Source organism: Streptomyces sp. NPDC096132 (assembly GCF_044763345.1).
Taxonomy (GTDB): Bacteria; Actinomycetota; Actinomycetes; order Streptomycetales; family Streptomycetaceae; genus Streptomyces.
Window position 1 is genome coordinate 53,483 of record NZ_JBIWGA010000014.1, and the last position, 13,839, is coordinate 67,321.

Consider the following 13,839-nt stretch of genomic DNA (forward strand, 5'->3'; position numbering starts at 1 on the left):
AGGTCCTGACTTCCGCAACGGGAGCACTCTCATGGACCTCTCCACCCTCCCCCGCCATGTCCGCGACCACGCGGCCGGCTGGGCCCACCCCTACCCGGTCGGCCCCTGGTCGCCGGTCTTCTACGCCGGCGGCGACGACGAGGACCAGGACGACGACCAGGACGACGGCGGCAGCGACGGAGGGGACGACGCCGACGACGACCAGGACGGCAGCGACGACCAGGGCGACGACGGGGACGACGACGCAGACGAGGAGGGCGCCGACCAGCTCGGCGACGCCGGCAAGCAGGCCCTCGACCGCATGAAGGAGAAGTGGCGCAAGGAACGCGAGCGGCGCAAGGCCGCCGAGTCCGAGCGCGACCAGATCAAGGGCGCCGGCGGCAATGCCGACGACTCGGAGCAGATCCGTACCGAGGCCGACCGGGCGGCAACCGCCAAGGCCAACGGGCGGATCGTCCGGTCCGAGATCCGCGCGGCGGCGGCGGGCAAGCTCGCCAACCCGCGCGACGCGCTCGCCTTCCTCGACGTCAGCCAGTTCGAGGTCGACGAGGACGGCCAGGTCGACGAGGACGAGATCGCCGAGGCGATCGAGGACCTCCTGAAGGAACGCCCGTACCTGGGGGTCGCCGCAAAGGTGCCCGAGCCCAGGTTCCAGGGCACGGGGGACGGCGGAGCCCGCAAGGGGCGCGGCGGCCCCAAGCAGTTCACCGAGCAAGAAGTGCTCAAGATGACGCCCGAGCAGATCGACGAGGCTCACCGCAAGGGTCAGCTCCGCGACTACCTCGGCGGATAGCCACCCGAGAGGAAACCGATGTCCATCAAGCGTTTCCGGCCGGAGATTTGGTCCGCCAAGCTCCTGGTCGCACTCCGCAAGAGCCTGGTCTACGCCGGCCCCGGCGTGGTCAACCGCGACTACGAGGGCGAGATCCAGGAGGCGGGCGACACGGTCCGCATCACCTCGATCTCCCGGCCGACGATCGGTACGTACACGCCGAACTCGACGGTCATCACGCCGGAAGAGCTCACCGACGCCCAGCGCACGCTGGTCGTCGACCAGTCCAAGTACTTCGCCTTCAAGGTCGACGACGTCGACAAGCGGCAGGCGAAGGGCGACGTCATGCCCCAGGCGATGAGCGAGGCCGCCTACGGGCTGCGGGACGTCGTCGACCAGTACGTCGCCAGCCTCTACACGCAGGCCCAGGCGGCGAACCAGCTCGGCACGATCAGCGTCCCGACGACGAACCCCGAGTACTTCTACTCGAAGATCGTCGTGCCCCTCGAGGTCGCCCTGACCGAGGCGAACGTGCCCGAAGAGGGCCGGTACCTGATCGTGCCGCCGTGGCTGTACGGGCGCGCGCTCCTCGACCCCAACTTCATCAACGCCGAGAAGTCGGGTGACGGCGGCCAGGCCCTGCGCAACGGCTACGTCGGTCGCGCCGGAACGTTCACCATCTACCGGTCGAACAACTGCCCCAACCCGACCGGTGACGACTACGTGGTCACCGCCGGGAACAGCACGGCGATCTCCTTCGCCGAGCAGATCAACAAGACCGAGGCGTACCGGCCGGAGTCGAGCTTCTCGGACGCCATCAAGGGCCTGGCGCTGTACGGCGCGAAGGTCATCCGCCCCGACGCGCTGGCCACGGCCCTCGCGTCCAAGACCTGATCGGAGGCCTGAGACATGGCACGCACCGCTGTTGCCTACAGCAACTTCGTCGCCAACACGGGAGTCGCCGACTCCTCCCTGACCGCGGTCACCCTCAACCCGGGTACCGGCAACGGCCACACCATCGCCAAGGCCGAACCGGAGCTGACCGTGCTGCGGGTCGCGGTCGGGGCGACCGGCGGCAACGTCACCGTCAAGGCCGGCGCACTCCCGCTGGCCGCCGCCGGCGGCCAGGGCGACCTGGTCGTGAACGTCACGGCCAACACCATCTCCTGGATCGGACCGTTCGAGTCCGGCCGGTTCCTGCAGAACGACGGCAGCATGCTCGTCGACGTAGCCGCTGCCGTCGTCCCCGGCACCATCACCGCCCTGCGAGTCCCGAGGAACACCTGATGGCCGAGACGATCCACCTGCGGGGCGAGGGCGGCGGCATCCACGCGATGGACCTGCCGCTGCCCGAGCCCATCGAGGAGCGCCTGCGCAAGGGCATGCTCCAGCGCGTCAACGAGGACGGCACCCCCTACGTCGAGGCGCCTGCCGAGGAGACCGAAGGGCCCACCGGCGTCGGCCAGGTGCCCGCCCCGGGGCAACAGGTTCCCGGCCTGCCGCTGACCGAGCCGGCCAAGACGGCCAACAAGCCGGAGTGGGTCGGGTGGGCGGTCGTGAAGGGCGCCGACCCCGAAGAGGCCGACGGCATGACCAAGGCCGACCTCATCGAGAAGTACGGCACCCCGAGCCCCACCTGAGGAGGGCCGCATGCCGCTTCCCTCGCTCGCGACCGAGGCGGACGCCACCGGTTACGGCTACAGCCTGCCGTCCGGGTCCGCCACCGCGCTGCTCGCCCGCGCGTCGGCCAGGATCCGGCGCGCGGCCGGCCAGCCCATCACGGCCAGCGTCGTCACCGTGCAGCTGCCCGTCGAGGACGGGAATGTCGAACTGCCGGCGCCGCCGGTCCTCGAGGTCCAGTCCGTATCGTCCGTGGACGAGACGGGAGTGCTCACCACGCTCACGGGCTGGTGGTGGGACGGCGAGCACCTGCACGTCACCGGGTGCCCGTCCCGGGTCCAGGTCGCCTACCGGCGCGGATGGGACACGCTGCCCGACGGCATCGTGGAACTCACCTGCCAGGTCGCTGACCGCCTCGCCAGCACCCCAGCAGGGCTGGCGGCGGGGCTGCGGGAGCGCGCCATCGACGACTACCGCGAGGTGTACGCGACCGAGGCGCTCCAGGCCACCGGGGACCTGCTGCCCAGCGAACTAGCCGCGCTCCAGCGCGAGCTCGGCGCACGCTGCGTGTGGGTGGTGGGCTCCGCGTGACCGCACCCGGCTTTGAGGAGTTCCTCGCCCGCGGCCGGGCAGCAGCCGAGGACCTCCAGCGCGACCGGATCCACCTATGGATGCCCGGCCCGGACGTGTTCGACCGGGCCACCGGCACGACCACGCCCGGGCCGCCACTCGTCGACTACTACACCGGGGGAGCCCGGGTGAAGCCCGTCGCCGCAGCCAGCGGCGAGGAAGTCGACGCAGCCGAGCGGCAGATCACCCTGACCGACTTCGAGGTCTCCGTGCCCTGGAGCACCACGGTCACGGAACGGCCGCTGCCCGGTGCCGTCCTGGACGTCCTCGACTCGCCGGACACCCGCATGGTCGGGCTGCGCCTGTGGGTCACCAGCGTCGAGTTCAACTCCACCGCCACGGCCTGGCGGATCAGAGCGGAGGTGAGGTCATGAGCTCAGTTCGCTTCGACATGCGCGACGTTCGCCGCCTGGAACGGCACCTGGCCCGCAGCATCCCCCGGGTACGGCGGGACGCCCGCGGCGTGGTGATGCGGGGCGCGGTGAACGTCAAGCGGGACTGGCGCAACAACGCGCGGGCCACCAGCGGGAAGCACGCCCGGCACTACCCGCGCACCGTGGGGTTCGACATCGCCGCCTACGGCCCGGACATCTGGGCCGCGACGATCGGCCCGGACAAGGCCGGCGTCCAGGGTCCGCTGGGGGCGATCCTGGAGTACGGCTCGGTCAAGAACCCGCCGCACAACGACGGCGGCCGAGCACTCGCCGCCGAGCTGCCCCGCTTCACCGCGCAGATGGAGCTGCTGGCCGCGCGCGGGCTGGCCTGGTGGTGAGCCCGTGAGCACCCCGCCCGACGTCCTCCCGCACATGGACGCCGTCCAGGCCGCGCTGGAGGCGGCCAACCTGACCGTCTACCTCGGCGGCGCACCCACCGACAGCGGTTGGACGCCGCCGGACAAGTTCTGCGTCCTGTACCCGGACCCGGGCATGGCCGTGAGGGCGTCGCTTGCCGACAACCGCACGGACTTCGACTCCACCATGCAGGTCACCTGTGTGGGGAGCGACGTCGAGCGGGCCCTGTGGGTCGCCGCCCGGGTCCGCCAGGCCCTCGCCGCTCCGCTGGCTGTCGAGGGCCGCACCTGCTGGCCGGCCGAGGACCTCGGCGGCCCGCCCGTACAGCGGGACGACGATGTCACCCCGCCCGTCTTCTTCGTGCCGGTCCAGTATCGGATCTGTTCGATCCCCGCCTGACAGGAGACCCTCATGGCGCTTCTCGCCCAGCAGGTCGTCGCACTGAGCGGCCTGACCCCGACCTACTCGGCTGCCGCCGCGTCCACCACGGTGACGTGCGGCGAACGCAGCTTCCTCCACGTCAAGAACACCGCCGGCTCGTCGATGACCGTCACGATCACCGCGACGGCCAAGGTCCGGGGCCAGGCCGCCGCCGACCTCGTGGTGACCGTCCCCGCGACGACCGGCGACAAGATGATCGGCCCGCTCACGCCGGATCTGTTCGCCTCCGCCGTCGACGGCACCAGCGCCTCGATCACCTACTCCTCGACGACCAGCGTCACCGTCGCCAGCCTCGTCATCTGACGCTCGCCCCTGTCCCGCCCGCCCCGCCGCCGGGGCGTTTTTCATGCCCTGAGGAGGGCCCATGTCCGACCTGATCAGCGACGGAATGACCAAGGTGGTCTGGGCGTCGTCCATCGCCAACATCAACGCCCCCACCACGACCGAGCTCAACGCGGGCAGCGACTTCACGACCCGGGTCACCCCGGACGGCCTGAAGATCGACCCGTCCACGGCGGACGTCGACACGTCCTCGCTCGCCTCGACGTTCGACACGACGACCGTGGGCCGTGTCGGCTTCGCCACGGAGATGACCTTCAAGCGCGGCACCACGGGCGCGGAGGACCTCCCGTACACGACGCTGAAGTACGGCGTCAGCGGCTACCTGGTCGTGCGCCGCGGCATCGCCTACGCGACGGCCTGGGCGACGTCGCAGAAGTGCGAGGTGTACCCGGTCACCTGCGGTGAGCCGCAGAACTCGGCCCCGGCCGCGAACGAGGTCATGAAGTTCGTCAGCCCGCTCAAGGTCACCAGCCCTCCCGCGACCGCCGCGACGGTGGCCTGATGCCCAACATCGAGGACATCCTCAAGGCCGCGACGCCCCGGCAGCGCACCGTCAAGGTGTGCATCCGGGGCGACCTCGCCTCCGAGGTGGAACGGCTCACGGCAGAGCTGGCGCAGGTGTCGCAGGACTGGCAGCCGGAGAGCATCGCCGACGAGCACCCGGGCCGCAGGATCGCCCAGGAGCTGGACAAGGCGCAGACGGCGGCGAAGGCGGCCGAGGTGCCGTTCGTGCTGCGGTTCGTCGGCGACCGCACGTACAACGACCTGCTGGCCGCGCACCCGTCGGACAACCCCAACGAGCTGTTCGACGACCGCACGTTCCCGAAGGCGCTGATCGTCGCCTCGTGCGTCGACCCCGTCATGACCGCCGAGCAGGCCGAGGAGCTGTTCGAAAAGGTCAACGTGGGTGAACAGAAGCGCCTGTTCGATGCCGCGTGGGAGGTCCACAACGACGCGGCGTCGGACGCCTCCCCTTTCTCGCTGGCCGCCTCCGCACTCCTGGCGGGCCTTGGCGGCGGGAAGTAGAAGCCGCCCGCGCCTGGGGCGTCCCCCGCTCGGTCTTCCTCGGCCGGGTGGTCGGGCCCGGTGAGCCGCTGTGGCTGCCGGAGGACCGGGCGTGGGCGCTCGCCCTGCTGGACGTCGAGGCGGACTCCTGCCCGGAGTGCCGGCAGCCCTGGGGCGAGGCCACAGACCGTGCCAACGAAGAGGGCTACCGGGCCGAGCTGATCCGCTGCCACGCCTGTACAGCGTCGGCACAGGCTGTGAGGGCCTACCAGGACAAGGGCGGCGAGTCCGCAGGGCTGCACGTCCACATCGAGCGGCGCACGTAGCGCACGAGCACGACGGGGGGTGAGCCGTGGCCACCCGCACCGTCAACGTCCGCCTGGTCGCGGACGTCAACCAGTACACGCGCAGCATGCGGCGGGCCGCCGACGACACGTCCAAGATGGCCGGCATCGGCGCCAAGGTCGGCACAGCCCTGGTCGCCGCGTTCGCCGTCGCAGCTGCGGCAGCAGCGAAGTTCGACAAGGAACTCAGCAACGTCCGCGCGGTCACCGGGGCTTCAGCGAAGGACATGGACAAGCTGCGCGCCGCCGCGCTGGAGGCAGGTAAGACCACCTCCTTCACGGCAACCGAGGCGGCCCGCGCGGAGGCCGAGCTGGCGCGCGCCGGCATCTCCACCGCGGACATCGTCGGGGGCGCCCTGAAGGGGTCGCTGGCGCTCGCGGCGGCCGGCCAGGTCGACCTCACCGAAGCGGCTGTGACGAGCGCTCAGGCGATGAACACGTTCGGCCTGAAGGGCAGGGACGTCACGCACATCGCCGACCTGCTCGCCGCCGGCGCGAACAAGTCGGCGGCGGACGTTCATGGCCTGGCGATGTCCCTGCGGATGGGCGGTCTGCTCGCGCACCAGACCGGCCTGTCCATCGAGGACACCGTGGGCGTTCTCAGCGCGTTCGCCGACCACGCCCTGATCGGCTCGGACGCCGGTACCTCGCTGAAGGTCATGCTGCAGCGGCTCGTCCCGCAGTCCGACGAGGCCAAGGCCGCCATGGACGCGATCGGCTTCAGCGCCTACGACAGCCAGGGCAAGTTCGTCGGCCTCACCGAGCTCGCCGCGCGCATGAAGACCTCGTTCTCCAAGCTGACGCCCGAGGCCAGGAACAGCGCCATGGCGACGATCTTCGGCGCGGACGCCGTCCGCTCGGCGACCATCCTGTACGAGCTCGGCGCCGACGGCATCAACAAGTACGTCTCCGCGGTCGACGACCAGGGCGCCGCCCAGCGCATGGCGTCCGTCCAGACCGACAACCTGGTAGGCGACCTGGAGCGGCTGCGGGGCGCGATCGAGGTTGCCCTGATCGAGTCAGGCTCGGCGGCCAACGACTCCCTGCGTGCCATGACCCAGTGGATCACCCGCGTCGTCAACGCCTACAACTCGCTCAGCCCCGAGGTCCAGCACGCCGTCACCCTGCTCACGGGAATCGGAGGTGCGGCGGGACTCGCCGTGGCTGGCTTCCTGCTGCTGCTGCCGCGCATCGCCGCGACCCGTGCCGCGCTCACCTCGATGGGGCTCACGGCCGCCCGCACCCGGATCATCCTGGGCACCCTCGGCAAGGTGGGTGCCGTCGTGGCAGGCCTGGAGCTGATCTCCTACGCCAGCCAGAGCGTCCGCGATGCCTTCAAGGAGTCCCCGCCGTCGGTGTCGAAGATGGCGGCCTCGCTCGTCGACCTCGGCAAGAACGGCAAGGTCGGCGGCGAGGCACTGAAGAAGCTGGGCGGCGACCTGGACGGCTTCGGCGAGGCCGTGAAGCGCGTCGCGCACCCGGACTGGAAGGCGCGCACCACCGACATCGTCAACAGCCTCACCTTCAACATCACCAAGGGGATGATGGAGAGCCAGATCCCCCTGGACGAGGCTCACGACAAGATCAAGGCTGTCGACGAGGCGCTCGGCCAGCTGGTGTCGTCCGGCAACGCGCAGCTGGCGTCCGACGCGTTCAACCGGCTGGCGGGCGCGGCTGCGGCGGACGGCACCAGCAAGGAGAAGCTGCTGACGCTGATGCCGCAGTACACGGACGCGCTCGCGGACGTGGACGTGCAGAGCAAGACGTCCGCCACATCTCAGGAGGCGCTCGCCAAGCAGCTCGGCATCACGGCGGACGAGCTCCAGGACCAGCGGACCGAGGCCGAGAAGCTGGTGGACGCCCTTAACGCGCTGAACGGCGTGAACATCGGCTCGGCGGAGAAGGAAATCAACTTCCGCCAGTCCCTGGCGGACCTGACCGAGGCGGTCAAGGAGAACGGGCACAGCCTGGACATCACCTCCGAGAAGGGACGCGCGGTCAAGACCGCGTTCCTGGAGGCCGCACAGGCCGCGATGGACCACGCCCAGGCGGTCGCCGAGCAGAAGAACAGCCAGCAGGCCGGACAGTCCGTCCTGGAGAAGGACATCAGTCTGCTGCGCGAGCAGATGAAGGCGGCCGGCTTCTCCAAGAGCGCCATCGACCAGCTGGTCAGCTCGTACCTCCAGATGCCCGGCGTAGTGACCACGCAAGTGGACGCCGAAACGGCTGGCGCGGTGAAGGACCTGCAGACGGTCCAGGACCAGGTCGCCCGCACCAAGGGCAAGAAGATCACCGTCGATGCGCTGACGGCGGAGGCGCGGGCGCAGCTGGAAGCCCTCGGCTACAAGATCAAGAACACCAAGGGCAAGAAGGTCGAGATCACCGTCCCGACCGGCACCCAGCAGGCCAACGTCAACGCGCTGGCCGCCGCAATCCGCCGGCTGACGGACAAGACGATCCGCATCCTCACGATCCGCGAGGAGCGGGCGGTCAAGAGCACTTCCAACCGCCCGGTTGTTGGCGAGGGAGGCGTGTCGAGGAACGCCCAGGGCGCCATCCGCTTCTTCGCCAACGGCGCCGAGAACCACATCGCCCAGATCGCCCGGGCGGGTGAGTGGCGGGTGTGGGCCGAGGACGAGACCGGCGGCGAGGCCTACATCCCGTTGGCTCCCAGCAAGCGGTCCCGCTCCCGGAAGATCGCCGCCGAGACCGTGAAACGCCTCGGCGGCAACGTGCAGTGGTTCGCGGGCGGTGGGATCCCCGGCTTCACCTACACACCGACCGGAGCCGCCGTCCTCGGCGGCCCATCGGACGCGATGAAGCGGTACGACCAGGAGATCGAGGACCTCAAGAAGGCGTGGGAGGACCTCAACACGGCGCTGAAGGCGCAGAAGAAGGCCGCCGACAACCTCCGGGACGCCGAGAAGAACCTCAGCAAGGTGAGGAAGGGACACCACACCGCCGCGCAGCTGCGGTCCGCCGAGGAGAAGGTGGACAAGGCCCGCAAGGCAAAGCGGTCCGCCGACGCCACGGTGGCCAAGGAGCGCCGTGACGTCAACGCCGCCGACGCCGAACTGGGGCTGAAGAAGGGCGCCAAGGCACCCAAGGCCTTTGACCTGAAGGCCTACCAGACCCAGCTCAATGAGTCGCTGGCGGAGACCACGCGCTGGCGCAAGAACCTCCAGAAGATCGGGATGCGGGGCGGCAAGGAGCTCCAGACCATGCTGGAGGGCATGGGCGAGGAGGGCTACGCCCTCGTCAACGCGCTCGCCGGGGCCTCGGACAAGCAGTTCAAGGACATCGTCTCCAAGCTGGAGAAGACCGGCGAGCTCGCCAAGGCCACGCTCGCCGACTTCACCAAGCAGCTCAGCGGCTCGACGAAGGAGTCCCAACAGTTCGCGGCCGACCTCCAGAAGCTGGCCGCGCAGGGCTTCGGCGACCTCGCCCAGGCCCTGGCCGCCCAGGGCGACGCCTCCGCCATGACGCTCGCCCGCCAGGCCGTCAGCGACAGCAAGTCGGCAGCCGCCGCGAACAAGGCCGTCGGATCGGCACAGGGCACGCTCACCGGCGAGGACCTCGCCAACTCCCTGGTGCTGCTGTCGACGCTGCGAGGCGGCACTGGTCGAGGGTTCGCCGACCTCATCGCCGCCGGCCTGGACGTGGCCACCATCCGCGCCCTGGTCCCCAAGATGACCAAACAGATCAGCTCCCTACCGGAGGCCAACAAGGCCACCTTCGTGCGGCAGTGGGTCCAGCAGGGCGGCCAAGCCATGGCCCTCGGCGGGATCCTCACCCAGCCCGGAATGGTCCTCGGCGGCGAGGCCGGCGTGCCCGAGGCCTGGATCCCGCTGAACCGATCGGTGCGCTCGCGGGCGCTGCTGGCCAAGTCGGCGGCATCCATGGGCTACCGGCTCGTCCCGGCAGGCCGCTACGGGGGCGGCGGGGCGAGCACCGCAGCTGTGGCGCGGGAGGTGACCAGGCAGATCACCGTGAACCTGTACGGCGCCAAGCAGAGCTCGGCCGAGCAGGCCGCCGACGTCGCCAGGCACATGCAGTTCATCGGCTGAGGAAGGGGTTGGGATGCCGTACACACCGGGCGCTGCCCTGGACGGCCTGTCGGCCAGCCTGGGCAGCCTCGCCCTGGGCGCCGTCGACAGCAACGGGGTCGCCTGGTTCCTCCAGTCCCTCGAGGGCTGGGACTCGCCCGACATCCGCTCGGAATTCACCGAACGGGAGGCAGACCACGGGGCGTGGGCGTCCACGGTCTACCTCGGTGCCCGCCCGATCACCCTCGGCGGGACCATCGTGGCGCCGTCGAGGGCCGCGCTGGAGCGGGCGATGGAGACCCTGCGGGTGGCGGCCAGCCTGACCGACACTGTGCTGCTCGTGGGCGAGGCGGTGCCGAAACGGGCCACCGTCCGCCGCAGCGGGAAGCTCCTGATCCAGTACGTCACGGACACGGTGGCGACGTACTCGGTGCTGGTGACTGCTGCGGACCCGCGCCGGTACGACGCGACCCTCAGCAGCGCGACCACGAACCTGCCCACCTCCAGCGGAGGCCTTGCCTTCCCGGTGACGTTCCCCGTCGCGTTCTCGGCGACGGTGACCGCCGGGCAGATCGCCGCGGTGAACAGCGGGACTGCCGACTCGCGGCCGGTCATCACGATCGCCGGGCCTGTGGTCGCGCCGGTCGTGTCCGCGCTGTACCCGGACGGCACCGTGCGCCAGCTGGTGTACGGCCAGGACCTCGCCTCCGGGGAGACGCTCGTCATCGACACCGACGCGCACACCGTGCTCATCAACGGCAACGTGAGCCGCCGCCGGTTCATGACCGTGTCCAACGGCTGGCCGACCATCGGCGCAGGCCAGTCGGTCATCTTCCAGTTCCAGTCCACCACGTACAACGCGAGCGCGACGCTGACCGTCCAGTGGCGGTCGGCATGGATGTGAGGAGTGCACCATGCCGGTAGACGTGTGGGCCATCGACACCCTGACCCTGTCCGGCCTCGAAACCCGCCGGCTGGAGGCCGTCACCGTCATGGGCGACGGGACCGCGCTCGGCTCGCGCTCTGGCGTCCGCCCGGGCGACCCGGGCCTGACCGTGACTCTGGCCGGGTCGACCATCAACTGTTCCGCTGGCGTCGCGACGGTCGCCTACAGCGGGCAGGGCGTCTACCGGGCCGCGTTCCCGTCCTCCGTGTCGCCGGGCACGCTGACGGCCGCGCACGCCACCCTGTCGCGTATCGACCTGGTGTACCTGAGGGTGTGGGACACCAGCGTGGACGCCTCCGGCCTGAACCAGGCCGACATCGTGTACCTCGCCGGGACCGCGGCGGCCTCGCCCGTCGCGCCGACGCCGGCGGGCACACAGATCTACATGCCGCTGGCCACGATCACCGTCCCGCCGTCCGGCGGCGGCTCGCCCACGGTTTCAACGGCCGTGCGTCCGAACACGGTGGCGCCGGGCGGCATCCTGCCCTCGTCCACGGCCCCCGGCTCGCCGTACACCGGCCAGTACTACGACGACGGCACCAACCTGCTGCGCTACAACGGCTCCAGCTGGGACACGTACTTCAAGACGCCGGGTGCGTGGACGTCGTACACGCCGGTCTGGACCGCGGTCACGACCAACCCGGTCATCAACAACGGGACGATCAGCGGCAAGTACGTGAAGATCGGGCGGCTCGTCGTCTGCAAGATCATGGTGGTTCCGGGCAGCACCACCACTTTCGGTTCCGGGGCCTACCTGCTCAGCCTGCCGTTCACTGCCGCCAGCTCCAGCATCGACGACCTCGGCACCTCCCGCCTCACCGCCGCCAGCACGTACATCGGGCAGTGCATCATCGCCACCGGCGGCACTACCGCCAGCCCGACGTTCCCCACGGCAGCCAACGCGTCCATCGCCGCCAACATGTCGCCCACAGCGCCGGCCACCTTCGCCAACGGCAACACCCTGCGGCTGATGGTCAGCTACGAGTCGGCCTCATGACCGAGCGCGCCTACCAACTCGCCTGGTACGGCGTCGACCTGAAGACCGGCGGCATCATCGAGGACCTGCCCGCGCTGAGACCAACCGGCGCCCTCTCCCGCAAGCTCGGCGTCGCCACCACCACCCAGTTCGAGTTGTCCCTGGCGGGCGCACCGAGGGAGTGGGATTCGGCGACCGCCCCGGGCCGCTCGGCCCTGGTCGCCGTCGACACGGCCACGGACACCCCGCTGTGGGCAGGCGTCGTCCTGCCCCGGGACGGCGGCAGCGCGACCAGCGTCACGTTCGGGGCGGCCACCCTGGAGGCCTACCTGGACAGCCGGTTCCCTGGCACTCAGGCGCTGATCGGCACCGACCAGGCCTCTGTCGTAAGCGCCCTGGTGACTCCGGCCTTGACCAGCGGGCCGCCCCTGGTCATCGACTCGGTGGCCACCGGCGTGACGATGGACTACCTCACCGACGACGGCGACGACAAGTCGATCCTGTCGTGCCTGCAAGAGGTGATGGGCCTGGAGGGCGGCCCCGAGTGGACGATCGACGTCGCCTGGAACGGAGCCCACACGGGCTTCACCTTCCCGTTCCGGGTGCGGTCCGCGATCGGCACCCAGTCGACGAACCCCGAGGGTGTCTTCGACTTCCCGGGCTGCGTCGCCGAGTACGTGCTGTCCGAGTCCTACGAGCAGGGCAAGGGCGCCACCCGCGTCATCGCCCGCGGCGAGGGCGAAGGCACCTCCCGGCTCACCTCGTCCACGATGGACGCCACGGCCCTGCTCGCCAACGGCTGGCCGCTGTGGGAGTACCGATACACCCCGGCCTCCGGGGTCACGGACCCCGACCAGCTCACCGCGCACGCCTCGCAGGCGGTCGCGCTGATGGCCGAGGGCGCCCAGGTGTGGACCGTCCAGGCCGTCGCCTCCCGCGCCCCGCGGCTGGGCTCGGACTGGGGACTCGGCGACAGCGTCCGCCTCAGCGTCACCACCTCGCCCCGCCACCCGGCCGGCGTGGAGACGGTCGCCCGCTGCTGGGCGTGGGAGCTGGACCCGGCCGCCGACCGCGTCCGGCCGATTCTCGTCGAGGAGGGCTGATGCCGCGCCAGATCGACCAGTTGCCCACGGACGCCACCACCATGGCCCGCAAGGTGCGGGCCCTCGAGCGGGAGGTGCGGGAGCTGCGGGCCGCGCGCCGGCTGACCTCGGCGACGATCGGCAACGTGCGCACCGCCGCCGACGGCGGCCGGGTGGAGCTCGCGCAGAGCAGCCAGTCCGTGCGTGTGTACGCCGAGGACGGCGTCACCGTGCTGGCCGAGCTCGGCCCGCAGGCCGACGGCGCGGGCGGGCTGTGGACGCGTGGCTTCCAGGACCCGTACAACATGGCAACCCTGCTCGGCGCCGGCACCATCGTGTGGAGGCCGGTCGCCGACGGTCTGATCGCCGTACCAGCCTCGGCGTACTACGACACCGACACAGCCCAGTACGCCAACCTCACCTTCACCTCCGGCTCGGTCGCGGACACCGACCACCGGCTGCTGCTCATCCTCGAATCCGTCTTCGCCGCCGGCCTGCCCCGCGCCTACTTCCAGGGCGAGAACTCGACGCTGTGCGGGGTCGACGTCCTCGGCACCCTGACCGCCTCGAACATCGTCACGGGCAGCGTGGCCATCACACCGTCCGCCGCGAACACCCCGACGTCCGTCACGGTGAGCGGCCTCAACGTGCCCGGAACCGTCCTCCGGGCGTTCACCACCATCGCGAACCCGGCGCCCGGCTTCACCGCAGCCACGAACGGCGTGACGGGCTCGGGCTACACCAACCTGACCAGCTCCGGAATGACTGTGTGGGCGACCCGCCAGAGCACCACAGCCGTCACGATCATCTGGGGAATCATCGGCACCGACATATGAGAGCAGAG

17 protein-coding genes are annotated in these 13,839 nt (G+C 70.5%); all 17 read left to right on the plus strand.

What is annotated here, in order from left to right:
- Positions 1–31: 31 nt before the first annotated feature.
- The 17 genes from ACIRF9_RS30010 (at position 32) to ACIRF9_RS30090 (ending at position 13,831) form a co-directional block, all read left to right on the plus strand.
- Positions 32–793, plus strand: a complete 762-nt coding sequence (locus tag ACIRF9_RS30010; RefSeq protein ID WP_403828369.1) for a hypothetical protein — start codon at positions 32–34, stop codon at positions 791–793.
- 18 nt (positions 794–811) lie between these two features.
- Positions 812–1,666 (plus strand): P22 coat protein - protein 5 domain protein, encoded by an 855-nt coding sequence (locus tag ACIRF9_RS30015; protein ID WP_403828370.1) that lies wholly within the window; start codon positions 812–814, stop codon positions 1,664–1,666.
- Between the two features lie 15 nt (positions 1,667–1,681).
- A complete protein-coding gene (locus tag ACIRF9_RS30020; protein WP_403828372.1) occupies positions 1,682–2,059 on the plus strand; it encodes a hypothetical protein in 378 nt (125 codons plus the stop codon).
- Positions 2,059–2,412: a hypothetical protein gene (locus ACIRF9_RS30025; protein ID WP_403828374.1), complete on the plus strand. Its 354-nt coding sequence runs from the start codon at positions 2,059–2,061 to the stop codon at positions 2,410–2,412. The genes ACIRF9_RS30020 and ACIRF9_RS30025 overlap by 1 nt, the downstream gene beginning before the upstream one ends.
- Positions 2,413–2,422: 10 nt before the next feature.
- Positions 2,423–2,983: a hypothetical protein gene (locus tag ACIRF9_RS30030; protein ID WP_403828375.1), complete on the plus strand. Its 561-nt coding sequence runs from the start codon at positions 2,423–2,425 to the stop codon at positions 2,981–2,983.
- Entirely contained in the window at positions 2,980–3,396 is a 417-nt protein-coding gene (locus ACIRF9_RS30035) for a DUF6093 family protein (protein WP_403828377.1), read from the plus strand. The genes ACIRF9_RS30030 and ACIRF9_RS30035 overlap by 4 nt, the downstream gene beginning before the upstream one ends.
- Entirely contained in the window at positions 3,393–3,794 is a 402-nt protein-coding gene (locus ACIRF9_RS30040; RefSeq protein ID WP_403828379.1) for a hypothetical protein, read from the plus strand. The genes ACIRF9_RS30035 and ACIRF9_RS30040 overlap by 4 nt, the downstream gene beginning before the upstream one ends.
- A 4-nt stretch (positions 3,795–3,798) precedes the next feature.
- Positions 3,799–4,212, plus strand: coding sequence for a hypothetical protein (locus ACIRF9_RS30045; RefSeq protein WP_403828381.1), 414 nt, complete (start codon positions 3,799–3,801; stop codon positions 4,210–4,212).
- A gap of 12 nt (positions 4,213–4,224) precedes the next feature.
- Entirely contained in the window at positions 4,225–4,557 is a 333-nt protein-coding gene (locus tag ACIRF9_RS30050) for a hypothetical protein (RefSeq protein ID WP_403828383.1), read from the plus strand.
- Positions 4,558–4,618: 61 nt separating this feature from the next.
- Positions 4,619–5,098, plus strand: coding sequence for a hypothetical protein (locus ACIRF9_RS30055; RefSeq protein WP_403828385.1), 480 nt, complete (start codon positions 4,619–4,621; stop codon positions 5,096–5,098).
- The gene (locus tag ACIRF9_RS30060) at positions 5,098–5,622 is read left to right on the plus strand and encodes a hypothetical protein (protein ID WP_403828386.1); all 525 of its coding nucleotides are present in this window, start codon (positions 5,098–5,100) and stop codon (positions 5,620–5,622) included. Before ACIRF9_RS30055 ends, ACIRF9_RS30060 begins: the two co-directional genes overlap by 1 nt.
- Positions 5,623–5,669: 47 nt before the next feature.
- The gene (locus ACIRF9_RS30065; RefSeq protein WP_403828388.1) at positions 5,670–5,927 is read left to right on the plus strand and encodes a hypothetical protein; all 258 of its coding nucleotides are present in this window, start codon (positions 5,670–5,672) and stop codon (positions 5,925–5,927) included.
- A gap of 26 nt (positions 5,928–5,953) precedes the next feature.
- The gene (locus tag ACIRF9_RS30070) at positions 5,954–10,012 is read left to right on the plus strand and encodes a phage tail tape measure protein (RefSeq protein WP_403828389.1); all 4,059 of its coding nucleotides are present in this window, start codon (positions 5,954–5,956) and stop codon (positions 10,010–10,012) included.
- Between the two features lie 13 nt (positions 10,013–10,025).
- Positions 10,026–10,895, plus strand: coding sequence for a phage distal tail protein (locus ACIRF9_RS30075; RefSeq protein ID WP_403828391.1), 870 nt, complete (start codon positions 10,026–10,028; stop codon positions 10,893–10,895).
- A 10-nt stretch (positions 10,896–10,905) separates the two neighbouring features.
- Entirely contained in the window at positions 10,906–11,934 is a 1,029-nt protein-coding gene (locus tag ACIRF9_RS30080; RefSeq protein WP_403828393.1) for a hypothetical protein, read from the plus strand.
- Positions 11,931–13,016 (plus strand): hypothetical protein, encoded by a 1,086-nt coding sequence (locus ACIRF9_RS30085; protein ID WP_403828395.1) that lies wholly within the window; start codon positions 11,931–11,933, stop codon positions 13,014–13,016. The genes ACIRF9_RS30080 and ACIRF9_RS30085 overlap by 4 nt, the downstream gene beginning before the upstream one ends.
- Positions 13,016–13,831, plus strand: a complete 816-nt coding sequence (locus ACIRF9_RS30090; protein ID WP_403828397.1) for a hypothetical protein — start codon at positions 13,016–13,018, stop codon at positions 13,829–13,831. The genes ACIRF9_RS30085 and ACIRF9_RS30090 overlap by 1 nt, the downstream gene beginning before the upstream one ends.
- The last annotated feature ends 8 nt before the right edge of the window (positions 13,832–13,839 follow it).